24 protein-coding genes are annotated in these 25053 nt (G+C 47.2%); 23 read left to right on the top strand and 1 reads right to left on the bottom strand.

Translation table 11 applies throughout. From position 1 onward, the window contains the following. Window positions 1-2: 2 nt before the first annotated feature. The 7 genes from ssb to J7K63_05595 are packed head-to-tail and all read left to right on the top strand — an operon-like array spanning window position 3 to window position 5730. Window positions 3-473 (top strand): single-stranded DNA-binding protein, encoded by a 471-nt coding sequence (gene ssb / locus J7K63_05625; protein ID MCD6234497.1) that lies wholly within the window; start codon window positions 3-5, stop codon window positions 471-473. 11 nt (window positions 474-484) lie between these two features. Beyond that, window positions 485-955 (top strand): NUDIX domain-containing protein, encoded by a 471-nt coding sequence (locus J7K63_05620; GenBank protein ID MCD6234496.1) that lies wholly within the window; start codon window positions 485-487, stop codon window positions 953-955. After that, window positions 945-1649 (top strand): DUF2225 domain-containing protein, encoded by a 705-nt coding sequence (locus J7K63_05615; GenBank protein ID MCD6234495.1) that lies wholly within the window; start codon window positions 945-947, stop codon window positions 1647-1649. Before J7K63_05620 ends, J7K63_05615 begins: the two co-directional genes overlap by 11 nt. After that, window positions 1633-2466, top strand: a complete 834-nt coding sequence (locus tag J7K63_05610; GenBank protein ID MCD6234494.1) for a hypothetical protein — start codon at window positions 1633-1635, stop codon at window positions 2464-2466. The genes J7K63_05615 and J7K63_05610 overlap by 17 nt, the downstream gene beginning before the upstream one ends. A gap of 9 nt (window positions 2467-2475) precedes the next feature. Next, entirely contained in the window at window positions 2476-3321 is an 846-nt protein-coding gene (locus J7K63_05605; GenBank protein ID MCD6234493.1) for a CPBP family intramembrane metalloprotease, read from the top strand. Window positions 3322-3364: 43 nt separating this feature from the next. Further along, on the top strand, window positions 3365-4057 hold the full coding sequence (locus tag J7K63_05600) for a hypothetical protein (protein MCD6234492.1): 693 nt from the start codon (window positions 3365-3367) through the stop codon (window positions 4055-4057). Next, on the top strand, window positions 4054-5730 hold the full coding sequence (locus J7K63_05595) for a penicillin acylase family protein (GenBank protein MCD6234491.1): 1677 nt from the start codon (window positions 4054-4056) through the stop codon (window positions 5728-5730). The genes J7K63_05600 and J7K63_05595 overlap by 4 nt, the downstream gene beginning before the upstream one ends. An 88-nt stretch (window positions 5731-5818) precedes the next feature. On the opposite strand, the gene J7K63_05590 is transcribed toward J7K63_05595, so the two are convergent. Next, window positions 5819-5944 carry a redoxin domain-containing protein gene (locus tag J7K63_05590; GenBank protein MCD6234490.1) on the bottom strand — a complete coding sequence of 42 codons (126 nt, stop codon included), beginning with the start codon at window positions 5942-5944 and terminating at the stop codon, window positions 5819-5821. 351 nt (window positions 5945-6295) lie between these two features. Here J7K63_05590 and rpmE point away from each other — a divergent pair, with 351 nt between their 5' ends. From rpmE to J7K63_05510, 16 genes are all read left to right on the top strand, one after another. Next, the gene (gene rpmE / locus J7K63_05585) at window positions 6296-6505 is read left to right on the top strand and encodes a 50S ribosomal protein L31 (GenBank protein MCD6234489.1); all 210 of its coding nucleotides are present in this window, start codon (window positions 6296-6298) and stop codon (window positions 6503-6505) included. Window positions 6506-6512: 7 nt separating this feature from the next. After that, complete coding sequence (locus J7K63_05580; protein ID MCD6234488.1) at window positions 6513-7502, top strand: DUF1385 domain-containing protein; 990 nt, start codon at window positions 6513-6515, stop codon at window positions 7500-7502. Then, on the top strand, window positions 7502-8563 hold the full coding sequence (prfA, locus tag J7K63_05575; GenBank protein ID MCD6234487.1) for a peptide chain release factor 1: 1062 nt from the start codon (window positions 7502-7504) through the stop codon (window positions 8561-8563). Before J7K63_05580 ends, prfA begins: the two co-directional genes overlap by 1 nt. A 4-nt stretch (window positions 8564-8567) precedes the next feature. Next, the gene (gene prmC, locus J7K63_05570) at window positions 8568-9440 is read left to right on the top strand and encodes a peptide chain release factor N(5)-glutamine methyltransferase (protein ID MCD6234486.1); all 873 of its coding nucleotides are present in this window, start codon (window positions 8568-8570) and stop codon (window positions 9438-9440) included. 65 nt (window positions 9441-9505) lie between these two features. Further along, the gene (gene topA, locus J7K63_05565) at window positions 9506-11827 is read left to right on the top strand and encodes a type I DNA topoisomerase (GenBank protein MCD6234485.1); all 2322 of its coding nucleotides are present in this window, start codon (window positions 9506-9508) and stop codon (window positions 11825-11827) included. Window positions 11828-11856: 29 nt separating this feature from the next. Further along, a complete protein-coding gene (locus J7K63_05560; GenBank protein ID MCD6234484.1) occupies window positions 11857-13140 on the top strand; it encodes a glycine--tRNA ligase in 1284 nt (427 codons plus the stop codon). Between the two features lie 40 nt (window positions 13141-13180). Then, window positions 13181-14167 (top strand): diaminopimelate epimerase, encoded by a 987-nt coding sequence (locus J7K63_05555; GenBank protein MCD6234483.1) that lies wholly within the window; start codon window positions 13181-13183, stop codon window positions 14165-14167. Window positions 14168-14514: 347 nt separating this feature from the next. Next, window positions 14515-15078, top strand: coding sequence for an NUDIX hydrolase (locus tag J7K63_05550; GenBank protein MCD6234482.1), 564 nt, complete (start codon window positions 14515-14517; stop codon window positions 15076-15078). Window positions 15079-15081: 3 nt separating this feature from the next. Beyond that, window positions 15082-17268, top strand: a complete 2187-nt coding sequence (glgB, locus tag J7K63_05545) for a 1,4-alpha-glucan branching protein GlgB (GenBank protein ID MCD6234481.1) — start codon at window positions 15082-15084, stop codon at window positions 17266-17268. A 3-nt stretch (window positions 17269-17271) separates the two neighbouring features. Continuing rightward, a complete protein-coding gene (locus J7K63_05540; GenBank protein MCD6234480.1) occupies window positions 17272-18369 on the top strand; it encodes a hypothetical protein in 1098 nt (365 codons plus the stop codon). Further along, window positions 18366-20051, top strand: a complete 1686-nt coding sequence (locus tag J7K63_05535) for a hypothetical protein (protein MCD6234479.1) — start codon at window positions 18366-18368, stop codon at window positions 20049-20051. Before J7K63_05540 ends, J7K63_05535 begins: the two co-directional genes overlap by 4 nt. Next, on the top strand, window positions 20051-21127 hold the full coding sequence (locus tag J7K63_05530) for a glycosyltransferase (protein ID MCD6234478.1): 1077 nt from the start codon (window positions 20051-20053) through the stop codon (window positions 21125-21127). The genes J7K63_05535 and J7K63_05530 overlap by 1 nt, the downstream gene beginning before the upstream one ends. A gap of 1 nt (window position 21128) precedes the next feature. Further along, the gene (locus tag J7K63_05525) at window positions 21129-22175 is read left to right on the top strand and encodes a radical SAM protein (GenBank protein MCD6234477.1); all 1047 of its coding nucleotides are present in this window, start codon (window positions 21129-21131) and stop codon (window positions 22173-22175) included. Window positions 22176-22183: 8 nt separating this feature from the next. Next, a complete protein-coding gene (locus tag J7K63_05520; GenBank protein MCD6234476.1) occupies window positions 22184-23047 on the top strand; it encodes a flippase-like domain-containing protein in 864 nt (287 codons plus the stop codon). After that, window positions 23044-23847, top strand: coding sequence for a hypothetical protein (locus J7K63_05515; protein MCD6234475.1), 804 nt, complete (start codon window positions 23044-23046; stop codon window positions 23845-23847). The genes J7K63_05520 and J7K63_05515 overlap by 4 nt, the downstream gene beginning before the upstream one ends. Window positions 23848-23952: 105 nt before the next feature. Then, window positions 23953-24912: a D-2-hydroxyacid dehydrogenase gene (locus J7K63_05510; GenBank protein MCD6234474.1), complete on the top strand. Its 960-nt coding sequence runs from the start codon at window positions 23953-23955 to the stop codon at window positions 24910-24912. Window positions 24913-25053: the final 141 nt, after the last annotated feature.

Below are 25053 nucleotides of genomic sequence, written 5' to 3'. Positions count from 1 at the left end.
AGATGCATAAGAATTCCATGAACAAAGTGATCATTATTGGTAATCTCGGACGGGATCCGGAGCGGAGAGCACTGCCAGACGGACGGGCTATTTCAAACTTTTCAGTGGCGACAACGGAATCTTACCGGGATGGATCCAGCGGTGAAATCAAGGAAATTACCGAATGGCATCGCTGTGTTGCATTCGGAAAAACGGCGGATTATATCAACCAGTATGTGACCAAAGGACGCAAAGTCTATATTGAGGGCAGGCTCAGGACCCGCAAATGGCAGGATAAGGAAGGGAACGACAAGTATACAACTGAAATTCTTGTTGATATCCTTATTCTTCTGGACAGGAAGGGATCCGGCTCGAATGACTATGACAGTGCAACTGCTTCGGACGTATCGATTCACTATGATGAAAACAAGAATACGGCTTCCGGTTCCGGGACTTCGGAAAATCTGCCCCAAGAAGACGACCTTCCCTTCTGATTCAGGATATCATGACACGTATTATCACACGGGTGATTGATTGCTGGATTTTCCGGCGGACTTCCGGCGGACTCCGTTTTTTGATCATGAAACGGGCGCCGGAACGTATTTATGCCGGCATCCACCACTGTGTCCATGGTAAAATCCTCCCCGGGGAAAGGGCCTGGGAAACAGCGCTGCGGGAAATGTACGAAGAGACGGGGCTGAAACCGGTTCGCTTTTGGGTTGCCGACGTTACCAGCTCCTTTTATGAAGCAACGGAAGACCGCATGAACCTGGTCCCCGTTTTTGCCGCCGAGGTAGAAACGGAAAGGGTCGAAATAGGCAATGAACATGAAAGCTATGAATGGCTTTCCCTGGAAGATGCCATGGAAAAAGTGGCCTGGGGAAATCACCAAATGGCTCTCAGGGCCATTGCCCGTATGATGCAGGAAGGATTTGAAGCAAGAAAATGGTTGGAGATCAAACTCAATGAATCATGACAATTATGTTCCCGAGGATATCGATAACGGGCAGCGAGCCGTTGCCTGTCCGGTTTGTGGAACCAATATCCCCAATAATCCCAAAGACATGCTCTTTGAAATAGAAGCCATTGATACAGATTTCAGAATACACACTCTCCAGGATGACCTGCTGGATGACTGGTTGATACAGTGTCCGGTGTGTTATTATGTGAGTCACGATTTTGCCTTGCCGCCCCAAAACCTTCAGGAGGTTTCTGTTTATGTTGAAAGCCCGGCTTACCTGGAACAATTTTCCGACAACAATCCGACAACACTGGAGCTGTTCCGGGCCTACCTCGGCATTTTGACTGTGGATGGCGCCCGCTCCCATCTTATCGGCGACTGTTATATGCGCATCGCCTGGCTCTATGATGATGAAGGAAACGATACCCGGGCAGCTGAAAACAGGGGGAAGGCCATTGAATACTTTGAACGGTCTTTGCTGGAAACGAATATGAATGCCAAAGACGTTTCCATGTCCCACTATCTTATGGCGGATATGCACCGGCGAAATAAAAATTTCGACAAAGCGAGAAAAAATTTGTACAATCTGGATACATCCATAAAAATGATGCGCAGGCTTTTTGATTTCCAGTGGCAGCTCATCAATGAAAAAAAATCGGGGATTGTTCAACTTCCCCGTGAGGAGAGCCCCGATGAAGTATTATCCTGAATTTGAAACCCTCCTGCTCGAACAGGAAGCTGGAGCTACAACACTTTTGCTGAAATTTTTAAATATTCTGACCCGGTTTTTTACGGAAAACAGCAACTTTTCCCGGGACGAACAAATCAAAAAAATCCAGTTCTTTTATAAAAAAGTCACCGAGGCCCATCCCCTGATGGCCATTTTCCCTAATCTGTATAAGTATATCATGGACACGTTTCAGAAGGGTGATCAAACCGTCCCCGAAATTATTGAGATATTCCGGGAAGCCCTGAATGATAAAATCGACAAAACCGTGGAAACCGCCTCATCCCTGATTGAAGACGGAGCCCGCGTGTTTTCTTTCAGCCACAGCTCTATTGTTCGTAAATCGCTGGTGCGAGCGATGCAGAATGGCATCATCTTTACGGTTCATACCACGGAATGCCGTCCTGTAAATGAGGCTGTGAATCTGGCGAAGTTTCTGGCCCGTTATGAAATCGAGGTGATGCTGTATACCGATTCCGCCATGGAAAAGGCGATTGAAAGGTGTGATCTGGCCATGGTGGGCACGGATTGGTACTGGAAAAACGGCTTTGTGAATAAAATCGGGACAGGACTTGTATCCCGCCTGTGCCGGGAAAAGAAGATTCCCCTGTATGTGCTTACCGATTCCAGCAAAGAGATGCCCGGGCCTCCCGGAGACTGGAGCAAGGATAATCACCCCGCCTCGCTGATTTTGGCAGAAAGCATCCCCAATATTACAGTATTTAATCCCTATTTTGAATCGGTTGCTTTTGCAAAACCCGGGGGAATCATCATTAATGGTTCCTTACATCACTTTTAATCGTGTAATATGACAAGGCAGGATTTTAACACACACGACAAGGGACTCCCTTTAAGAACATCACTGGCCCTTTTGCTGGCCGGCTGGGGGCTTTCTATGATTTTCTCTCCCCTGCTGACAGCCTCATTTTTTCCCGACACCTACTACAAGACGGTTTTCGGCATGATGATTCTGGAACTGATTTTTCTCGTGCCGGTGGCCTGGTATGTGCGGTTGAAAAAACCGGAGATATCCCTTGCCCGGCTTTTTAAACTCTCACCACCCGACAGACGCACCTGGCCGGGAGTGATTCTTTTTGTGGCGGGCCTGCTTATCCTGGCAGATTCAGTGGACCGGCTGCTTATGCGGTGGCTGGATATACCACCTGAATATTTTACCCTCCTGGAAGGGATGAAGTGGTCCGGAAAAGGCGAGGCCCTTTTAATGATTATTGCCGTATCCGGCGTGGCAGCTTTTGCGGAAGAAGCGATTTTTAGGGGGATGCTTCTCCAGTCCATGGAAAAAGCTTTCCGAAGTCCCAGGACAGCCATTGTCATGTCATCTGTCTTTTTTGCCCTGGTTCATGCTTTACCATGGTATCTTGTTCAAATTTTTATCCTGGGCATTATTCTTGGAACCCTTTCGTCCGGACTCCGGTCTGTTTGGCCGGCCGTTTTTTGTCATGGAGCCTATAATTTCTTTTCCATGATTCTTCTGAATCTTGAACACGAGCCACTCTGGTATGTCGCCGAAGGACGCGTCAGGAATATGTGGGTTCTGATTGCCGGATTGATGCTGTGGCTGGGGATAAGACTGCTGAGGCCCTATTTCCGCCCTCTCGCCCCCCCGCCGCCCCCGGAGATCGAAAAAGAATAAAAACGGTCCGACGATTTTCGTTTCTCTTGCGTATATTTGTTCTATGATGATAAAACAATATTTTCTGATTCCCGCCTTTTTCTTTGTATTGATTCCATGCAACCTGTGGGGACAGGATTACGAGGTGAGTTTTCTTGGAATCCCGGTGGTGCATGTTCATATTCAGCCGATTCCGGATGAAGATCCAACACGCATTACCTATGAGTACACTGCCCGGACCAACCGATTTTTTTCCACCATTTACAGGGTCAACAATCGCTATCGTGTGACAATGGATACTTCCATGAGCCGGATTGTCTTCTATGAAAAGGAGATTTCCCAGAAAAACCTTCAGCAATCTTTCAGCACCCTTTACAACCCCGAAAAAATTATTTATTCTACGGGCGAGGAAAGAATTCCGGAAAAAAATTGTCATACGATGTTATCACTGATTCTGGCTCTGACACGGATATCTATACCCCGGGAATTCCGCGTTCCCGTGGACATTGAGGGGGAGTACTATGAAGCGCTGATGGTCCCCCGGGAGAAAAGCCGGGATATTCTTGAATGGGAAATTCTTTTATTTCCGGAAGGGGGATCTCCCGTTTTGGCGGAGACAGATTTATTCACTTCCCGCCTGGCGGATCCGGAAGCCAAAAGTTTTATTAGTATTGATAAATCATCAGGCCGTATCGTTTTTGCCAGGTTCACTCTTTCACCCCATACGCTCACGGCCCGTTTGTTAGGGGATTCATGATGCGCAAAGCCTTGTATTTGACGTGTCTTTTCCTGGTTTTGGCAGGGACGGTTTTCTTTTTGTTTAGGTCCTGGTTGCGCCAGGGTGAAACGGCCGTCAATCCGGAAATACGTATGAAAGGCGATCATGCGTTTATCATCCGCAGGGAAGAAGCGGAGGGAAAAATTCATGTCAACCTCTCCAGAGAAGAGGATTTTTTTCAGGCCCTTGGTTTTGCTCAGGCATGGGCCGTCGGCGATCGGATGATGTATCTCCGGCTTTGTGCCGGGGGCCAACTCTCCCGTTATTTTGGAGGTGAATACAAAGAAGACGATGCCTACCTGAGTGCCTGGCAATTTGAAGATCTTGCCACGAAAACCCTGTCGAATCTCCCCGATGAAACACGGGAAAACCTTGAACACTTTGTCAGGGGAATCAATCAACGGTTTTCAAATCTTCCACCACCGTCGGGGTGCCGCTGGTATCACGTGGACACCACACCCTGGACCCCGGAAGATGTCCTGGCCGTATGGCACCTTCTGCGCTGGTCACAATTTGAAAACTGGTCACTGCCTTTCTTTATCCGCTATACCGAAATCTATTACGGCCGTCAGGTAAAAAAACAGTTTGAAGCAATTTTAGACGTGACCATACCAGACTTTGAACCCGGCCATATCCGGGATTTCATGGCGTTCTGCAAACTGGACAGGGATGTTCGACGAAAAGTGGGCCTGATGACGGTTTTTCCGGAGCAGGGCATGGAAGGAATTCCCCTTTTTGGTTATTCGGGAGGGGAAAATGAGGACTGGACCGAAATGACGGTCTGTGTGGATTCTTCCCGGTCGCAGATTATTCTGCATACCGGATTACCCCTGTTTTTTTATGGAAATAAGGGGTTTGCCAGCCCGGCACGATGTGATTTTATCCCCGTTGAGCCGGCTTCGGCACCCGGGGAGGAAACGGCCGGCCCGGAGATGACCATCCGAGTCGAAATGGCTGAATTCGCCATTCAATTTCCTGCCCGCCTCTTTGATATCAGCGGGAAGGTATTTGCACACTTGATGGAACGGGACAGCCTGAATGTCCGTCTTTTGAAGGATTTTTCTTATGCGGTGTCTGCCGGAGCTACGGGTCATGATTCTGTTCCGGCCATGATTATGGGTTCCTCCGAAAAAGAGCTGGCTGCCGAGATGCGCCGGCGGTACCCGGATCACGAAGCTTTAAAACGGTTGAGTCAAACAGAAGATCCCGCCTTGTGGGGGGCTTTTATCTCCACTTTGCTGGATAAGGTTTACCGGGACGACTTGCAGGTTATCTATCCCGACCTTGCCCTCTGGCCCGGCGAGCATCCAGAATTATTTCTGAAACACCTGATGATGATGATGATGAATCCCTACTCGGCGTGGTGGGATGACCGGCAAACACCGAATGTTGTTGAACGGATGGACGATGTCTTTGCCGGGATCGGGGAAACACTGTTTACACAATACGATCAGGGGGAGCTATCCGTGCACATTGATGAAATCCGGGGACACCCCCTGGGCCGTTTTCATGTATTAACCGGAGCCTACCATTGTTTTCCTAAAAGTATAAAAATTCCCATCGCCGTCACCCGAAAAGATGACGGAGCTTTTCATTACAGCCGTTTTGTGTTTATTCCGGATAACAAATCTTCAGAAAATTTGATGAAATAGCTTTAAACAACTTCGCTGCCGGCCCCAATGGCCGATTTGCCGGATTCCCGGCCCGCAGGACACACCCCGCCCGTCTCCCGGGTATAGGTCAAAAAAACAGGACTAACGGTTTTCCTTTATAATCCGATAAGCGAAATGACGGATTGATTGTATTGTCCGGCATGACGGACGACGCCGTGAAATCAGGGGCTTCAACAGATACAAGAAAGGTCATCTGGCCCCCCTCCCGATGGGGTTTTGGTTTCGTTTTCAATCATTTTCATAATGCGTTTCTGGTGTCCGATCTCCTGCCGCTGAAGGTCTTCAAAAACCGGAACAAGATGGTCGGGAATATCAGTTAAGGTGAGATATAAGCGATAGTGTAAAAGTGCCGGCGTTAATTTGGCCAGTGGGTCTTTCCTCCGGGCTTTTGCAAGGTTCTGTCCCCGTTGTAAGGATCAGCTATAAACAGAATACTACCAAAGTCAGGCTATCCTGCTTTAATGCAGTGCGGACAAATATAATTTGTTTTTTTCTGTAGTCATTTGTAAGATACCGGGCTGAAAGAAAAGACAAGAGGATTCTCATGAGAGATAAAATTCACCCGAAATATGAACCCTGCACGATTACTTGCTCCTGTGGGAACGTAATAGAAACCCGGAGTACAGTGGGAGATATGCGGATTGAAATCTGTTCTGCCTGCCATCCCTTTTATACGGGAAAGCAGAAATTGCTGGATACGGCGGGTCGTATTGAGAAATACAACAGAAAATACAATATCAATCCCAAAAAGTAGCCCACCTATGAAATACCGGCGGTTCACCCGGAGCCTGATTCTGATGCTTCAGAAATCCTCCATCCTTGTGGGGGGACAGGCAGTGATCGAGGGTGTCATGATGAGGGTCCCCGGCGCTTATGCAACAGCCGTGCGGATCCCGGATCAGACGATTGTTACGGAACGAAAACTCTTTATTTCCGCATCCAAACGGATCAAGTGGCTCGGTTTGCCCATTATCCGGGGCATTGTTTCCCTTTTTGAATCCATGAAAATAGGCATGGAAACTCTCCGGTTTTCCGCGGATCATGCCATGCCGGAACCGGACAAAAAGACAAGTGCCTTTTGGGAAAAAGTCTATAATTCGCTCACGATACTTTTTTCCTTTGCTCTGGCCCTGGGCCTTTTTGCCGTCCTCCCCCTGTGGTTGACAACGAAAGTCTTTGCAATCGAAAAAACAGCCTGGCTTTTCAATCTGGTGGCGGGACTATTTCGAATTTTCTTTTTTCTGGTCTATTTATTTTTAATCAGCCGGATGAAGGATATTAAGCGCTTGTTTGAATATCACGGAGCGGAACATAAAACGGTGTTTGCCTTTGAACACGGACGGGATATGACCCTTGAGAATATCCGCCCCTTTTCCACCTTTCATCCCCGCTGCGGTACCAGTTTCCTTTTTATCACGCTGATAAATGCCATTATCATGTATGCCGTGATTGATTCCGTCATTATGGCCTTTCACGGTCCCATGTCTTTGACAACCCGGCTTCTGGTCCACCTGCCCCTGATACCTCTGGTGATGGGAGTGGGATATGAGGTGCTGAAATGGACAAGCAGGCACATGAATAAGCCCTGGATCGGCTGGATGACAAAGCCGGGGTTGTGGCTCCAGCGCATTACGACATCCCAACCCGACGACAGTCAGATCGAATGTGCCCTGACAGCCCTCAGAACCGCTTTTGACAAAGATTGGGATGCCTATACCGGCAAAGAATACATCGCCGAAGCTGTTGACTAATGAGAGATAAACTTGAACACATCAAAATCCGGTATCAGGAGATACTGGAAACGCTGGCAGACCCGGATATTTTCAGGGACCAGGAGCGGTATAAACAACTCACCCGTGATCAGAAAAATCTGGAACCCATCGTCCGCGCAACGGAAAAATATGAACAGCTTTTAGATCATATCCACGAGGATGAACAAATCCTCAGGGGGAACGATGCCGAATTGAAGCAGATTGTCCGGGAAGAACTGGATGGACTGCTTGCAGAAAAAGAATCCATGGAGGAGCAGCTGAAATTTCTGCTGATCCCCAGGGACCCCAATGACGACCGGAATACGATTCTGGAGATCCGCAGCGGAACCGGAGGAGATGAAGCGGCCTTGTTTGCTGCCGATCTGTACCGGATGTATACCCGCTATGCCGAAAGGCAGGGATGGAAAATAGAAGTGCTGACCTCTTCCGAGCTGGGTATCGGCGGCTTGAAGGAAATATCCATGCTGATTTCCGGGGATAGTGTATACAGCAAGCTGAAATATGAATCAGGAGTTCACCGTGTTCAACGTGTACCGGTCACCGAAAGCTCCGGGCGGATTCATACATCCGCAGCCACTGTGGCCGTCCTTCCTGAAATGGATGATGTGGATGTGGAAATCGACGAAAAAGATATCCGCATTGATACGTACAGGGCCTCCGGGCATGGCGGACAACATGTAAACAAAACCGATTCGGCCATTCGTATTACCCATTTTCCCACCGGAATTGTGGTAACCTGCCAGGATGAGAGTTCGCAGCATAAGAATAAAGAAAAAGCCATGAAAATTTTATATAGCCGTGTCTACTCGGAAATGGCCGAGGCTCAGAAGAAGTCCATTGCCGAAGAACGGAAATCCCAGGTTTCCACCGGGGACAGAAGTGCTAAAATCCGCACGTATAACTTCCCTCAGGGACGGATAACGGATCACAGAATCAATTATACGGCCCACAACCTTACCGCCGTGATGGATGGTGATCTGGATGAGCTCATAGAAGAGTTGACCCTGGCGGATAACATGGAAAAACTGAAAAATCTCTGATTCCATGACGGAACAAACACGGGATAAAATCTGGGGTTTAATAGAACTGCTGAACTGGTCTGTTGACTACCTTCGGGAAAAAGGCGTTGAAGATGCACGTACCGCCGTGGAATGGATGCTGACCCACGTACTGAAAATGTCCCGTGTTGATTTGTATCTGAATTTTGACCGCCCCCTGAGTCGTGATGAACTGAACCAATATAAGCCATTGCTCCTTCGATGTGCTGCCCACCAGCCGGTCCAACAGGTGATCGGCCAGGCGGATTTTTACGGCATTTCCCTTACTGTTAGCCCCGATGTGCTGATACCCCGTCCTGAAACGGAACGCCTGGTGGAATTTGTGATCACGCAGGCCGGGAATCGAACGGCCCCCTTTTCCATTCTGGATATCGGCAGCGGATCCGGTGCCATAGCCATTGCTTTGGCAAAACATCTGCCCATGGCCCGTGTTCATGCCCTGGAGGTTTCTCCGCAGGCCGTTGATATCCTGAAAAAGAATTGCAGATTTCATAATTTGATGAACCGGATCAGTATTTTCCAGGAGGATGTTTTTCACTGGGAGGCACCTGAACCTTACGATATCATTGTCAGCAATCCTCCCTATATTGCCGAAGGGGAGATGGAATATCTTCCGAAAAATGTAGGTTATTATGAACCGCCTCTGGCCCTGACTGACCGCCAGGATGGCCTGGCCTTTTACAGGCATTTTGCCGAAAGGTTTCATGACTGGCTGCTTCCCGGAGGATTGGCGGTCCTGGAATTTGGCGGACCTCCCCAGAAGGAGGCCGTGAAAGAGATTTTTCATTCCTATAAAGACCTGAATATTCATCCCGATTATCAAAAAGATGATCGATTTATTAGCTTTTTTCGCCCCTGAGTCCTGAGAATATTTGCGATTCAGATTCACTTTTGTAAATTTGCCCTCATAAAACGGAGGTTTGGGTGAGTAAAAATCTGATCATTGTTGAATCACCGTCAAAAGCAAAAACCATCAGCCGGTTTCTTGGAAAGGATTACGATGTCGTCGCATCCATGGGACATGTGCGGGATCTGCCGCCTAAAAGCATGGGTGTGAATGTGGAGGGGAATTTTGAACCCTCGTATATCATTCCTCCGGATAAGAAGAAAGTGATCAAGGCTTTGAAAGAGAAAGTTTCCGAAGCGGGAAAGATCTTTTTAGCCTCTGATGAAGACCGGGAGGGTGAAGCCATTGCCTGGCATTTGTGTCGGGTACTGGACCTGGATCCGGAAAAGACATACCGGATTGTTTTTCATGAAATCACCAAACAGGCCATTGAGGAGGCCTTAAAGAATCCCCGCCATATTGATCGGCATCTGGTGGATGCCCAGCAGGCACGCCGTGTGTTGGATCGACTGGTGGGATTTGAGGTTTCGCCCGTCCTCTGGAAAAAAGTAAAACCGGCCCTTTCCGCCGGCAGGGTTCAAAGTGTGGCCGTGCGCCTGATCGTGGAGCGGGAAGTTGAAATCCGGAATTTCAAACCTGAAAATTATTTTAAAATCACGGGGGAATTCCATCCCGAAAAGCGTGAAAATGAGACTTTTTCGACAGAATTACCGGAAAAAATATCCGAGGCAGAAAAAGCAAGGGAATTTCTTGAGGATTGCCGGAATGCAGAGTTTACTGTCAGCGACATCTCACGGAAACCGGCTGTTAAAAATCCCGCACCTCCTTTTACCACATCCACCTTACAACAGGAAGCCGGGCGCAAACTGGGATTTTCCGTCTCACGGACCATGTCTGTAGCGCAGAAATTATATGAAGCCGGTTATATCACGTACATGAGAACAGATTCGGTGAATCTTTCCTCCATGGCCATTGGTGCGGCCAAAGAACTGATTACGGCCCGGTATGGAAAAGAATATTCAAAACCCCGAAATTTTACTACAAAAAGCAAATCCGCCCAGGAAGCCCACGAAGCCATCCGTCCCTCTTATCTGAGTCGGGAAACCATTCAGGGGGACAGGAATCAGCAGCGATTATACGATTTAATCCGCAAACGGATGATTGCCAGCCAGATGGCACCGGCAAAACTGGAAAACACACAGGTAAGCATCAACATATCCACCCGTCCGGAAAAGCTGGTTGCGAAGGGACAGGTGATTGTTTTTGACGGTTTCCTCCGGGTCTATCAGGAATCCCGGGACGAAGAATCAAATGAGGAAACGGCCGGGCTCCCCCGTCTGGCAGTGAATGATGCACTTATCCTCCAGGCAATGGAAGGCCGGGAGCGCTTTACAAAGGCTCCGCCCCGGTATTCTGAAGCAGCCCTGGTTCGAAAACTGGAGGAATTGGGTATTGGCCGTCCCTCAACCTATGCTCCTACAATATCCACCATTCAAAAGCGGAAATACGTAGTGAATGAAAGCCGTCCCGGAGAGAAACGGGAATTTAAAATATTCATTCTGAATAACGGGAAAGTTTCGGAAAAAACCGGCATTGAAATCCAGGGGGCGGAAAAGAAAAAACTCTTTCCCACGGATATCGGCCAGGTGGTGAATCAGTTCCTGATGAAACATTTTCAGAATATCATGGATTATGGATTTACGGCTGATGTAGAAGTGGAATTCGACCGCATTGCTGACGGACGGGTAGACTGGGTGGACATGATCCGGGATTTTTATGGCCCCTTTCATGAAAATGTTGAAAAAACGATGAAGGAATCGGAAAAATTCAAGGGAGAACGCTACCTGGGAAAAGATCCCGAAAGTGGTCGGGATGTCTTTGTAAAAATCGGCCGCTACGGTCCCATGGCGCAAATCGGGAAAGCGGATGAAGCCCTGAAACCCCGTTTTGCCGGTTTGCGGGATAACCAGAGCCTGGAGACCATCACGCTTGAAGAAGCCCTGGAACTTTTCAAACTGCCCCGGACTGTCGGCGAGTATGAAGGAGAGCCGGTAACCGCCAACATTGGCCGGTTCGGTCCCTACGTAAAACACAAGAACAGTTTTTATTCCCTTGGAAAAGAGGATGACCCCCTCTCGGTGACCCCGGACCGGGCGATAGAAATCATTGAAGCCAAACGGGAAAAAGAGAAGAAAAAACTCATTAAAGAATTCCCGGAAGAACCGGGATTAAAAATTTTGAATGGCCGGTTCGGTCCCTATATTTCCTATAAGAAAAAAAATACAACAATACCCAAAACGACGGATCCGGCATCCCTGACCCTGGAGCAATGTCACGAACTTATTAAAGCCGGTGCCGCAAAGAAATCCGGAAAACGGAAAGGAAAAAAACATTCATGACGTCTGTAAAACCCTTGTCCTATCCTCTGATGGAAAAATTGGTAGCCCTCAGCCGCCGGAGAGGATTTTTATTTCAAAGCAGTGAAATTTACGGTGGGATCAATGCCGTTTACGATTATGGTCCCCTGGGTGTTGAACTGAAACGGAATGTGAAAAATCTCTGGTGGCGGGATATGGTCACAGCCCGGGAGGATGTTCTGGGTATGGATGCAGCCATACTCATGCATCCCAAAGTATGGGAAGCATCAGGACACGTGGAGAATTTTCACGACCCCATGGTGGAATGCCGGAAATGCCGCCGCAGATTCCGCCAGGACGATCTGCCGGAGGGAACCGCTCAGTGTCCTGAATGCCAGGGAGATCTGGGACAACCCCGGCAGTTCAATCTCATGTTTAAAACTTTTCTTGGATCGACGGAAGAAGGGGCACAGGAAATTTATCTGAGGCCGGAAACCGCCCAGGGGATTTTTGTGAATTTTGACAATGTGGTTTCATCCAACCGGGTGAAACTCCCCTTTGGCATTGCCCAATTGGGAAAAGCCTTCCGGAATGAGATCACGACAGGAAATTTTATATTCAGAACCCGGGAATTTGAACAGATGGAGATGGAATTTTTTATCCGTCCCGGCGAAAACAGCCAATGGCTTGAATATTGGGCACAGGAACGGTTGAACTGGTTCAAATCCCTGGGAATTACCCCGGAGAAACTCCGTCTCAGGGCTCATGGCAAAGATGAACTGGCACACTATTCCACGGCCTGTTATGATGTGGAATATGAATTCCCATACGGATTTTCCGAGCTGGAAGGCATTGCAGATCGCGGGACTTATGACCTGACCCGGCATATCAAGCTCAGCGGGAAGAAGCTCCATTATGTGGATCAGGATAACCGGGGACAGAAAATCATTCCAGCTGTGGTGGAAACCTCTGCCGGAGTTGATCGCACGGTTTTAACTCTTTTGGCAGACGGCTATTGGGAAGACTCCGATAACGACCGGATCGTCCTGCGGCTCCATCCCTCGGTGGCCCCCTTTAAAGTTGCCATTTTCCCACTATTCAATAAGGAGGGGATGCCCGACGTTGCACGAAAATTATATGAGGACCTTCGTTTTAAATTTGCCGCATTCTATGATACCGGTGGATCCATCGGAAAACGGTACCGCCGCCAGGATGAGGCCGGTACGCCCTTTTGCATTACAATTGATCACCAGACCCTGGAAGACAGAACCGTAACCCTTCGAGACCGCGATTCATTGGAACAGATTCGTGTTTCTTTGGATAAGGTCGAAAAGGCACTGGATGAGAGAATATGAGGGCATAAGGATACGAGAGGCTGCCCGAAAAATAAAGTGAATGGATAAAAAATCTTCCGAAAATGATTTTCAAATCTTGTCTGATATTCAGCACTTAACACAGCCGCTGAACAGACGACCTCAGGCAGATGTATCAAAGCGCAACTCTCAGAATCCCCATTCTGAACTTTCAGTTTTTAATGTTCCCTTTAAAAAATACCATGGATTAGGTAACGATTATATCGTCATGGGACCGGAGATTTCTGAAGAAAGGTTCACCCCGGATTTTGTCCGTCGCGTGTGTGATTCGCATTACGGGGTGGGTTCGGACGGACTGCTTCACGGCCCCCTTGCATCTGTTATAGCGGATTTCCGCGTGCGTATGTACAATCCCGATGGCAGTGAGTTTGAAAAAAGCGGCAACGGACTCCGCATTTTTACCCGTTATCTGTTTGACCGGGGGGATATACGGTACGATCCTGTGACCATTGAAACAAAAGGGGGTGTTGTCACGGCGCAGGTTTTGGAAAAGGATGGACTGATTCGGGTGGATATGGGAAAAGCCAGCTTGTGGAGCGAGATGATTCCGGTTCGGGGGGAACCCCGCGATGTTTTGGATGAACCCTTGAAGATTAAAAAGCGCTGCTTCAGAATTTCCGCCGTTACGGTAGGAAATCCACACTGTGTGGTGTTGATTGAAAATCCAAACGAGTTGACTCCGGAACTGGCGAAAACCTGGGGTCCCTTGATTGAAACGCACACACTTTTTCCAAATAAAACAAATGTTCAGTTCATGTCCCCCCTGGACGAGAAGACGATTCGCATTGAAATCTGGGAGCGGGGTGTTGGGTATACGCTGGCATCCGGGAGCAGCAGTTGTGCCGCAGCCACTGTGGCCCACCGGCTTGGTTTGTGTGGCAACGACATGAATGTACACGTCCCCGGAGGCATCATTCATATCCACATCCATCCGGATGCCTCCCTGACGATGACGGCCCCTGTTGTGGAAATTTGCCAGGGGGAACTCAGCATGGAATGCCTGCCCTGATCAGTCCGGGCATACCGGCATCAGTTCTATCAGTTTTCACTCTGTGTAATTATTGGATCCCTTTTTATTTTCAGAGGACACTACAGTATCGACATTCTCTCGGGAATTTCCTTTCCGTGTGCCGTGAAAAGCTTTGCGGATAAACAGATAAAGCCACATTTTGTCTGATATTTCCGTCGAACGTGTGAAAATAAACGGACCGGCATTTTGTTATTACCGTCTTTATGAATAAGTTTTCTGTATGAGCGGAGATAGGGTTACTGATCCTGAAGTGATTGCCGGGGACAGAACTCCTTTGTTTGTTACGGGGGTTTCTTTACATTTTACAACTAAAGCATGAGGTCTTTGTGAAGTCACTGAAGGAAGAAAAAATATCCGGCACACTGGTTTATGACGGCTGTCTGCTGAAGGTTCACCTGGATGAGGTGAAACTCCCGAACGGCAGGATCAGCATCCGGGAGTATATCCGTCATCCCGGAGCAGTTGTCGTTCTCCCCTTTTTGGAGAACGGGGATGTCATTCTGGAAAAACAGTTCAGATATCCTGTCAACCAGGTTTTTATCGAGTGTCCTGCCGGGAAAATTGATCCGGGAGAAACCCCGGAAGAAACGGCCCATCGTGAGCTGCTGGAAGAAACGGGATATACTTGTAAACATTTGAATTACCTGGGAAAAACGCATCCCAGTATCGGATATACCGATGAAGTCATCTATCTTTATGAGGGGCATGGTTTATCTTTTCAGAAAGAGAACCGTGATGATGATGAATTTCTTGAAATATTTCATATACCATTCGATGAAGCACGTCAAATGGTGTTAAAGGGAGAGATAACCGACGCAAAATCCGTGGCAGCAATTCTGCTGAGTTATGAATTCCAACAATCTGCCGCCATGGATGAAGGGGAATCTTGATATATGAAACTGACACTAAACCAGAAACTGGTTAATATTTCCAGGGGAGATTTTCACGATCCCCACAATATTCTTGGAATCCACGATATTTCACCGGCTAAAAAAGTGATCCGGGTATTTGTGCCGGATGCAACAGAAGTTTCCGTTCAGCGTTTGGGTGGAAAAAAAACCACCTATACCCTCTCCCCCATGGATGTTGAGGGATTCTGGCAGACGGAAATCCGTGTGAAGCATTTTTTCCACTATCAGATACACGCTCGCTATCCGGATGGAAATCACTATGACTATGTGGACCCGTACCAGTTTACGCCCACTATCAGTCAGGATGATCTTTATTTGTTTAACAAGGGAGATCACCGTTTTGTCTATGAAAAGCTGGGAGCACATCCCTGTATTCATGACGGGATTTCCGGTGTACGTTTTGCCGTATGGGCGCCGACAGCCCGGCGTGTGAGTGTTGTTGGGGATTTTAACCGCTGGGACGGCCGCTTTCATCAGATGAGGGCCATGGGAAATTCCGGAGTTTGGGAAATTTTTATTCCAGAAGCCCGGGCAGGAGTCCTTTATAAATTTGAAATCTTTACGGCAAGCCGGACACTCCGGGTGAAAGCCGATCCCTATGCCCAGTATTTTCAGAAAAGACCCGAAAACGCCTGCATTATTTTTCAGTCCTCTCACGCCTGGAAGGATGAAGCGTGGATGAAAGCTCGTGCCGGTAAAGAAACCCTCACATCTCCGTTGAATGTGTATGAAGTCCATCCGGGATCCTGGCGCTGCCGGGAGGATGGCAGCTGGTACACATACCGGGATCTGGCCCGGGAACTTGTGCCCTATGTGAAAGAGATGGGTTTTACGCATATTGAATTTTTGCCGATCATGGAACACCCCTTTGACGGCTCATGGGGATATCAAGTCACCGGCTATTATGCTCCCACCAGCCGGTTCGGCGCTCCCGATGATTTGAAATATCTCATCGATATCTGCCACCGGAATGGAATCGGGGTTATTCTGGATTGGGTGCCGGCCCACTTTCCAAAGGATGATTTTGCCCTGGCCCGTTTTGACGGGACGGCCCTTTATGAGCACGAAGATGCCCGGCGGGGAGAACATCCGGACTGGGGGACCTATATTTTCAATTACGGCCGGAATGAAGTGAAAAACTTCCTTCTTGCCAATGCCGTGTACTGGCTGAGGGAATACCATGCCGACGGGCTGCGTATCGATGCCGTTGCCAGCATGCTGTATCTGGACTACAGCCGGAAAGAAGGAGAATGGATTCCCAATAAATATGGCGGGAATGAGAACCTGGAAGCCATTGAATTTTTAAAGCACATGAATTCCGTGCTGCATGAATATTTTCCGGATGCCCTGATTATCGCTGAGGAATCCACAGCCTGGGGCGGCGTGACAAAACCGGTGCAGGAAAACGGCCTCGGATTTACGTATAAGTGGAATATGGGCTGGATGAACGACTTCCTCAGTTATATGTCCAAAGATCCCATCTACCGGAAATACCACCACAACGAACTGACGTTTTCCATGCTCTATGCCTATTCGGAAAACTATGTCCTGGTTCTCAGCCACGATGAAGTGGTTCATGGCAAGCGTTCGCTCCTGAGCAAAATGCCCGGAGACGACTGGCAGAAGTTTGCAAATTTTAAATTGCTCCTGGGGTTCATGACGGGACATCCGGGAAAGAAACTGCTCTTCATGGGATCGGAGCTGGCTCCCTGGCATGAATGGAACGACAAGGAAGGGCTGGATTGGAGATTATTGCAGTGGGAACCTCATAAAAATGCCCGCCTGTATCTGGAACACCTGAATAAGCTTTATGTGAGCGAACCGGCACTCTGGGAACTGGATACCCGGCCCGAAGGTTTTGAATGGATTGATGCCGGTAACGCCGATCAGTCGGTTGTTTCATTTATTCGCCATGGGAAAGATCCTGATCAAGATTTGCTCTTTGTTTGTAATTTCACACCGGAAACGTATTTTGAATTCCGTACAGGTGTTAACATGCCGGGAAAATACAGGGAAATTTTTAATTCCGATGCGAAAATCTACTATGGCAGCGGAGTCATCCGGAATAGTGAACATGTGAGTGAGAATGTCCCCTGGAACGGCCGTTCCCATTCTATTTCTTTCGGACTTCCCCCCTTGGGAATGGTTATTTTTAAACGGATAAAATAGACAATGGCAGAAGAGAAAAGTAAACGCATTCTCTATGCCGTTTTGAACTGGGGATACGGACACACCATTCATGCCTTTCCCCTGATTGAATTCCTTAACCGGCACCATGAAGTGATTCTGGCCGCAGATGGCCGGGCTATGATTCTATTGAGGCGGCGTTTCCCCAAAAACTTGTGCATCCCTCTGAAAGATGCACGTATCCGTTATGCGAAATATAAGTTTCTTATGCCTTTTTCCCTGGCGATTCAGGCCGTGAAAATGCTGGCGGGAATACGAAGAGAACACCAGCTGACCAAAAATCTGGTGAAACACTTGAAAATTGAACGAATCATTTCCGACAACCGATACGGTGTCTGGGATAGAAAGATTCCGTCTTATTTGATCACCCATCAGTTGCGATTTCACATGCCGGTCCGCCATATTGAACCCCTGAGCATTATCTTTAACCGGATAGTGTTCAAAGGTTTTACAGGAATCTGGGCATTGGATTCCCCTCATCCTGAAAAAAATTTATCCGGATTTCTTACCCATGGAAATGCCCTGAGCGAACATCCCAAAGTCCGCTTTATGGGATTATGGTCAGATTTGACACCCCGAAAATGTGAAGAAGATATTGATCTGCTGGCCATTTTGTCTGGCCCTGAACCCATGCGGACTCTGTTTGAGAATATACTCCTGAAACAAATGTCCTGCCTGCCGGGGAAAAAGATTCTTATCCGTGGTATTGAAGGTGCTTTTCCGCCGAAACATGGAGATATAAGCATTTTGGGGTTAGTGGACAGAAAAGAGATAAATGAACTGATTAACCGGAGCCGGATGGTAATTTGCCGCTCCGGTTATACCTCTGCCATGGATTTAGTCTGTCTTGGGAAAAAGGCGATTATGGTTCCCACTCCCGGACAAAGCGAACAGGAATATCAGGCGCAACTCTATCACAGCCGCGGCTGGTTTTATACCGTCAGTCAGGAAAGGCTGAACCTTTCAAAAGATTTGGGAGCAGCCCGGGCGTATCATCCGCCGGATCTGAGTGAGTGGTTCAACCGGACAGATTTATTGGATGAAGCGATTCGTGAATGGCCCAAAGAGAGGATGAAAAGATGACAACGTTTTGCCGGTTCGGATTATTGCTTTCTCTTATCATTTTCAGCCTGGGGATGCAAACGCTGTGGGGTACACAGATGCATGTACCGGAAGAGAGCCCGGAATATCCCTTTCTGCAGGCCATGGAAACGCGGGGACTTCTGGAATCCCCCCTTCCGGCAACCCGGCCCTGGATAAAAAGTGATGTCGCCGAACATCTGAAGACTCTTTTGAAAAAAACCGACAAACTCCGCGGAACAGAACGGGAGATCCTGCAAATGCTGGTCAACAGGTACCGCCCTGAAATATCGGATGTGAAACACCCCCGCCTGACTCAAACAGATAGTGTCCATGCCTTTCCCCTTCATCTCCGGGAAGATCTTCAGCGGCAATGGACTCGCTCCATAATCAGTGAGCCGGATTACCTGTTTCTGTTTGAAACCGATGATGAATATCTCTTTCTTCAGGGCGATGGATTGGTTCGCCTTGAGAATAAAAACGAGTTGTTTCGATTCTCCGGACATGTGGGCTTCCGGGGTTTTGCGCAAATGGGGAATGTCAGTGTTTTTGGTGAGGCCATGGCATACCGACTCTTTGTCCGTGATGGGTATAGAGATGATCCTGTCGACAGCCGTGGTTTCTATCTTCATGCAGATTCTGCATCTTCACTGGTGAGCTTTGATAATACAATGGGGTATATTCAATTACAGTCCCATGGTGGATTATTTACTTTGGGAAATGATCCGATTCGGTGGGGATATGGTGAAGAGCCTCTTTATATATCCGGTAAAACGGCGACATTTCCTTATGTAATGTGGCAAAGAGCTTTTTATAAATTCCGCTATGTGTTTTTTCATGGCAGTCTGATGAACGCGACATATACCCTGAGTGAAGATGGGCATTCAAAATTGTATCCAGAAAAATATCTTGCGGGGCATCGGTTAGAAGTATATCCATTACAAAATCTTTCCTTTTCGTTTACTGAACTTCTTGTCTATGGAGAAAGAAATCCTGAGTTGACCTATTTCATTCCGGTGAACTTTCTCTGGTCAGCGGAACATAATCTTGAAGACAGAGATAATTCAATTCTCGGATTTGAAATGGCCTGGCAACCATTCAAAGGATTTCGGTTACATGGAAGTGTACTCCTTGATGAATTTAAATTCAGTGAAATCAATTCAGAATGGTGGGGAAATAAAAGAGGATATCAAATTGGCGGAAGTATGGCCCTGCCGGGAATATTATCATGGGAACTATTTTTTGAGGGAACGTTAGTCCGCCCGTGGACATATTCTCATTACAAAGAAATAAATACGTTTACACACAAAGGGGATTGCCTGGGATTTTATGCCGGACCAAATGCTCGACAATATACCGGTGGCATAAGGGGATGGTTCAGTGCAGCACATTATTTCAACCTCTCTATCAAAGCGTTAGAGAAAGGTATTGAGCCCCTTCCGAAAGATCACCCGGATTATTTCCCTATCGGAAGTAATGCAAACCAGAATTACAATGATAGAAATAAAGAATATGACTTTTCCACGAAAAACCTGATGGGTGAGATTCAAAAAACCCTTTCCCTTGATTTTCGATGGCAATGGCAATTTATGAATAATGGATGGCTTGACTTTACCTGGGGACCCCGGTGGAGAGATTCTGAAATGACCCATTATGCTCAAATTCAAGTGCAGGTGAAACACTAATGATATCCTTTACCGTCTTATCTTTGATTTATTTTATTTTGATTTTCATGGTTATTGTTGCCCTAATGCGGGAAAAAATTTGCCGGAAAGATCCGGAACTGAGCGCTACGGTTATTATATGTGCCAGGAACGAAGAGCATAATATTCCTGATCTTGTGAGATCGCTAAAAGCGCTGGATTATCCTGAAGGGATGCTTGAAATTCTTCTTGTTGATGATGCCTCTACAGACAAAACACGCGAGTTGATTGAAAAAGCAGCCCGTGAAGATCCTCGAATCAGGGCGGTTCATATTCATGAAAAGGAAGAAGGATTATCAGGTAAGAAAAATGCCATTACACAGGCGGTAGGACTTGCCGACGGAGAAATTATTTTATTGACAGATGCAGATTGCAGACCCGGCCCCAAGTGGGTGAAAAGAATGGTTGCCTGCTTTAATGAGGAGACGGGAATGGTGCTTGGTTTTTCTCCTATTGAAAAAGCCGGTGGATTATTTCAACGTTTTTTGGAATTTGATCATCTTGCCCGGGTGGCTGTACAAACTGCCGGAGCATATTGGAATATTCCCCCTTATTCATCAGCCCGAAATCTGGCATTCCGTCGCCGTCTATTTTTTGAGGTGAATGGCTATGAGAGTTCAGGTACAATTGCGACAGGGGATGATTTTTTTCTCACCCGGGATATCTGGCTGAAAACACAGTGCACATTCAGACAGGCAATGCACCCTGAAAGTTTTGTGGTGACGAAACGGGATGATTTTTCAAAGAAATATGTCAGCCAGCAACTGCGAAGAAATGGCAAGATTTTACATCTGGCTCCCCTCTATCGCGGAATTGGCTTTTTTGTGTTGCTTTACTATCTTGCGATTCCTGTAAGTATTTTTACCTTACCACCCACTCTCTGGGGAGGGTCGTTGATAATTAAGACTTTTCTTGAATGGACAGGCATTATAATTGCCGGAAAACGTTTTGGATATCTTAAACTGGCGCTTTGGTTCCCTTTGATAGCCGTATATTACCCCTTACATGTTCTGATATCCTCTGTTGCCGGAAGTGTAAAAGAAAGCCGTTGGAAGTAACATGGCATCACGGATCAATCAGGCAACCCTTCCAAGAGCATACAGGGTTGTAAAAAAGTCCTTTTCTGCTTATAAATTATGGAACATATTAAAAACTCAAATTTCAAGAATACTTTCGAACCTTAGCGATAAAACGCTCGTTTGGGGGTTGCCTCCGGTGATTATGGTCGAAGCTGCAGCCATCTGCAATCTCCATTGTCCCTGCTGTGCCTGCGGTGCCGGACAGGTACATAGAAAACAACCCTATCTTGACGAATCTCTTTTTCAGAACCTTGTCGATGAATTGAAGGATTCGCTCTGGATGATCCTTTTTTGGAACCAGGGAGAACCCTTCCTGAATCCGCGTTTGATGGACATGATACGGTACGCTTCAGATCGCAGGATATATACCATGACCAGCACCAACGGACACTTTCTGAACAAACCTGATGAAATTATCAACAGCAGGCTGGATGAACTTATCATTTCTTTGGATGGTGCATCTGAAGAGACATATCTGAAGTATCGTATTGGTGGTGATTTTTTTAAAGTTATCAAAGGTGTGGAATCGCTAATCGAAAAACGACAGAAAAAAAACCTTTCCAATCCTCGCGTAACCATTCAGTGTGTTATATCCAGGCAGAATGAGCATGAAATAGAATCATTGGAAAATCTTGCCCGGAAAATTGGTGCAGATGAGCTTGTCTTTAAAACCATGGAAATTACTCCGGGTGTTGACAGCGCGGACTATTTACCACAAAACCAAAAATTCAGGCGATACAGTGTACATCCGGATCAATGGACCCGGAAAAATGATCAAAAACATTGTCCCGAGCTATGGAATCAACCGGTCATAAATTCAGACGGTTCATTTTCTGTCTGTTGTTTTGACAAAACAGCGGTATTTAACCCCGGGATGTATCAACAAGGACATTTTACGGATTTGTGGAAAGGAACAGAATGGATGAAAATTCGTGAAAGAGTAAAAAATAATAAAGCAAGTATGTTGCCGTGTAAATATTGTACGGCTTCCCTGAATCTTAATTACAGGAGTGTGGTTTTCCGGTGAGACAGAGCGTGAAGAAAATCTTCTTTTATCTACTGAAAGTAGGTATCTCTGCTACATTGGTCTGGATGGCTGTTCGCCGGATTGAGCCGGAAAACTTTTGGACCTATGTTCAATCATTACCGGTTTCTCTTTTAATTTTAACGATTCTCGGAAGTGTTGTGAACCTTCTCCTTCAATTTATCCGCTTTCGATTAATCATTGATGAATGCCGTCATGAAATAAATAATCCGGAATTGATTAAAGTATTTTTTATGGGATTTGCTTTCCGGTTGACGGTTCCCGGCGGTCATGGAGAAGCTGCAAAAATGCTTTTTATTCCCGGAAAAACCCGAAACCGGGTTACAGCCTATGGTATTGAAAAAATCACGATTTCTGCAGTTATTTTATTTCTGTTTGGTCCTGCCGTTGTTTTGCTTTTTCCTCAACATAAGGTTTTTTTACTCTTTTCTCTGATCCCGGCAACAGGAGCTTTTATCTTATATAAGCTGCGAGAAAAACCCTGGATAAAAAAATGGCAACTTTCAGGTATCCGCTATAAACTGATTGCAGCGAAAACAGCAGTTTTAACCCTGGGAATCTATTTTGTTTTTATTTTTCAGTACTGGATTTTATTACGCATGCTTTCGGTCGACTGGTTTACGGTGTCGGCTGTTTGCATCATTGCCATGGGCGCCGCCGCCCTGCCTGTATCTGTCAGTGGTTTGGGAATCAGAGAAAATGCAACAGCCTGGCTTTTGGCGGATTTTGGTGTCCCCACTGCTGTTGGAATCGCTGTTCCTCTCATGGTTTTTGTGCTGAATGTGGTGTTTCCGGCACTTATTGGCGGAGTTATTTTTATAACACATCAAAGGAGCAAATCAGAAAGCAAATGAAAAGAAAAATATCTGTTGTAATTAAAATTTTTCTGATGGTATTTATCCTGAATCAAGGTGCTTTCCCGTCACAGCCCGACCCTACCCGCTACCCCGTGATACTGGTTCATGGCATTTTGGGCTTTCCGGAAGTATTTGCCCTTCTGGAATGGCGGTTGAATCAGGCCGGGTATAAAACGTTTAATTTTTTCTACCCCTCGACGGAAAAAACAATTCGTGAACACGGGGAAGATCTGGCCACATGGATTAAGGCCCAGACAAAACAGGATACCATTTTGTTGATTACACACAGCATGGGGAATCTGGTGGCCCGGGAAATGCACTATGCCCATCCGGAAATTCCCATCTACCGCTGGCTTATGGTGGCTCCGCCCAATCAGGGAGCGTTATCCGCCGATCTGTGGAACAGGATTCCCCTGTACCGGTGGTGGACCGATACGCCGGGACAGGAATTGCGGTTTTCCAATAAACATGCCCATTATAAACAGTTGCCTCCCCCATCCTGTGAATTTGCCATCCTTGCCGGGGGAATGAAAAATGAAATCGGTTTCAGCCTTCTGCTGGATGGAGATGACGACGGAAAAGTCCGGGTTGTTGAAACGAAATTACCCGGTTATGCCGATTTCATGATTATCCAACAGGTTCATACCGGTCTTCTTTTCAGCAAAGAGACCTTTGAGCAGGCAGATGCTTTCTTTCGCACCGGACATTTTGACGCTACTCTCATTGATAAAGAATTCAACCTGGGAAAAAGCCTGGAAGAAATCCCCAATCTGTTAAAACAGGGAGAATCCAAATAAATGAAACATTTTCGTGACCATCTTTGGGCAGGTGCTGCAACAACAAGCAAAGCACTGTTAAAAGCCGTTGAAAATGCCCTGATTCCCGCCATGGAGTAAATCATGATGAAAATCGTTGTACTGGAAGGATATACTCTCAATCCCGGAGATTTGGATTGGAAGAAATTAAATGCATTGGGTGATGTGACGATTTACGACCGCACGCAGGATGTTCAAATCATTGAAAGGGCTTCAGGCGCCCATGTCATCCTCTCAAATAAAACCCGGTTGTCCCGGGCCGTGCTGGAACAACTGCCGGATTTAAAATATGTGGGTGTTTTAGCGACCGGATACGACAGCGTCGATGTAAAGGCGGCTCAGGAAAGGGGGATTACCGTCACAAATGTGCCCTCCTACGGCACACGGTCTGTAGCCCAGATGACCTTTGCCCACATTCTCAATCTGGTGCACCGTCTTGCCGATCATAACAAAAGCGTGCAATCGGGAAACTGGTCAAAAGCCCCGGATTATTGTTATTGGGAACATCCCCTGATTGAACTTGACGGACTGATACTGGGCGTTCTTGGGTTGGGGCGCATCGGCAAAGCCGTGGCGGACATCGGATACGGTTTTGGCATGAACATCATCTATTATGATACACAGGTTCCTTCATCCGTACCGTCTTCCTGGCGTGCGGTTTCCGTAAAAACCCTTTTCAAAACAAGTGACATTCTCACGTTGCATTGTCCCCTGACATCGGAAACACACGAGATTGTGGATAAGCATCACCTGAAAATGATGAAGAAAAAAGCCTTTTTGATTAATACAAGCCGGGGCGGGCTCATCAACAACCGGGATTTGGCAGAAGCTTTAAAAAACGGGACGATCCGTGGTGCGGGCCTGGATGTGCTGGATAAGGAACCTCCGCCGGCCGACCATCCCCTGATAGGCATACCTAACTGTTTTATTACTCCCCACATTGCCTGGGCAACCCATGCCGCCCGGGAACGCCTGTTGAATACGGCAGTGGAGAATTTGGAAGCATTTATTCGTGGAGAAAAGATGAATGTTGTCACGGAGGCGTGATGGCACGACAGTACAAGGTATGAAGAAGAGCGGGAGACGGATAGACGGGGATTGATTGAATGCTGCGCAGCGGTATTTGAACATTGAACGCTGTGAGAAGCTGAAATTCATAAGCTCACGGGCTCAACCCGGAACTCATCA

It is taken from the genome of Candidatus Neomarinimicrobiota bacterium, assembly GCA_021157965.1.
Taxonomy (GTDB): domain Bacteria; phylum Fidelibacterota; class Fidelibacteria; order Fidelibacterales; family Fidelibacteraceae; genus Fidelibacter.
The sequence above is the reverse complement of the archived record's forward strand: the minus strand, read 5'-3'. Positions and strand labels throughout refer to the sequence as shown.

Bases quoted from the DNA above. Each gene is read 5' to 3' on its own strand.
- ssb (MCD6234497.1), top strand. From the start codon at position 3: ATGCATAAGAATTCCATGAACAAAGTGATCATTATTGGTAATCTCGGA.
- J7K63_05620 (MCD6234496.1), top strand. From the start codon at position 485: ATGACACGTATTATCACACGGGTGATTGATTGCTGGATTTTCCGGCGG.
- J7K63_05615 (MCD6234495.1), top strand. From the start codon at position 945: ATGAATCATGACAATTATGTTCCCGAGGATATCGATAACGGGCAGCGA.
- J7K63_05610 (MCD6234494.1), top strand. From the start codon at position 1,633: ATGAAGTATTATCCTGAATTTGAAACCCTCCTGCTCGAACAGGAAGCT.
- J7K63_05605 (MCD6234493.1), top strand. From the start codon at position 2,476: ATGACAAGGCAGGATTTTAACACACACGACAAGGGACTCCCTTTAAGA.
- J7K63_05600 (MCD6234492.1), top strand. From the start codon at position 3,365: ATGATGATAAAACAATATTTTCTGATTCCCGCCTTTTTCTTTGTATTG.
- J7K63_05595 (MCD6234491.1), top strand. From the start codon at position 4,054: ATGATGCGCAAAGCCTTGTATTTGACGTGTCTTTTCCTGGTTTTGGCA.
- J7K63_05590 (MCD6234490.1), bottom strand. From the start codon at position 5,944: ATGACCTTTCTTGTATCTGTTGAAGCCCCTGATTTCACGGCGTCGTCC.
- rpmE (MCD6234489.1), top strand. From the start codon at position 6,296: ATGAGAGATAAAATTCACCCGAAATATGAACCCTGCACGATTACTTGC.
- J7K63_05580 (MCD6234488.1), top strand. From the start codon at position 6,513: ATGAAATACCGGCGGTTCACCCGGAGCCTGATTCTGATGCTTCAGAAA.
- prfA (MCD6234487.1), top strand. From the start codon at position 7,502: ATGAGAGATAAACTTGAACACATCAAAATCCGGTATCAGGAGATACTG.
- prmC (MCD6234486.1), top strand. From the start codon at position 8,568: ATGACGGAACAAACACGGGATAAAATCTGGGGTTTAATAGAACTGCTG.
- J7K63_05560 (MCD6234484.1), top strand. From the start codon at position 11,857: ATGGAAAAATTGGTAGCCCTCAGCCGCCGGAGAGGATTTTTATTTCAA.
- J7K63_05555 (MCD6234483.1), top strand. From the start codon at position 13,181: ATGGATAAAAAATCTTCCGAAAATGATTTTCAAATCTTGTCTGATATT.
- glgB (MCD6234481.1), top strand. From the start codon at position 15,082: ATGAAACTGACACTAAACCAGAAACTGGTTAATATTTCCAGGGGAGAT.
- J7K63_05540 (MCD6234480.1), top strand. From the start codon at position 17,272: ATGGCAGAAGAGAAAAGTAAACGCATTCTCTATGCCGTTTTGAACTGG.
- J7K63_05535 (MCD6234479.1), top strand. From the start codon at position 18,366: ATGACAACGTTTTGCCGGTTCGGATTATTGCTTTCTCTTATCATTTTC.
- J7K63_05530 (MCD6234478.1), top strand. From the start codon at position 20,051: ATGATATCCTTTACCGTCTTATCTTTGATTTATTTTATTTTGATTTTC.
- J7K63_05525 (MCD6234477.1), top strand. From the start codon at position 21,129: ATGGCATCACGGATCAATCAGGCAACCCTTCCAAGAGCATACAGGGTT.
- J7K63_05515 (MCD6234475.1), top strand. From the start codon at position 23,044: ATGAAAAGAAAAATATCTGTTGTAATTAAAATTTTTCTGATGGTATTT.
- J7K63_05510 (MCD6234474.1), top strand. From the start codon at position 23,953: ATGAAAATCGTTGTACTGGAAGGATATACTCTCAATCCCGGAGATTTG.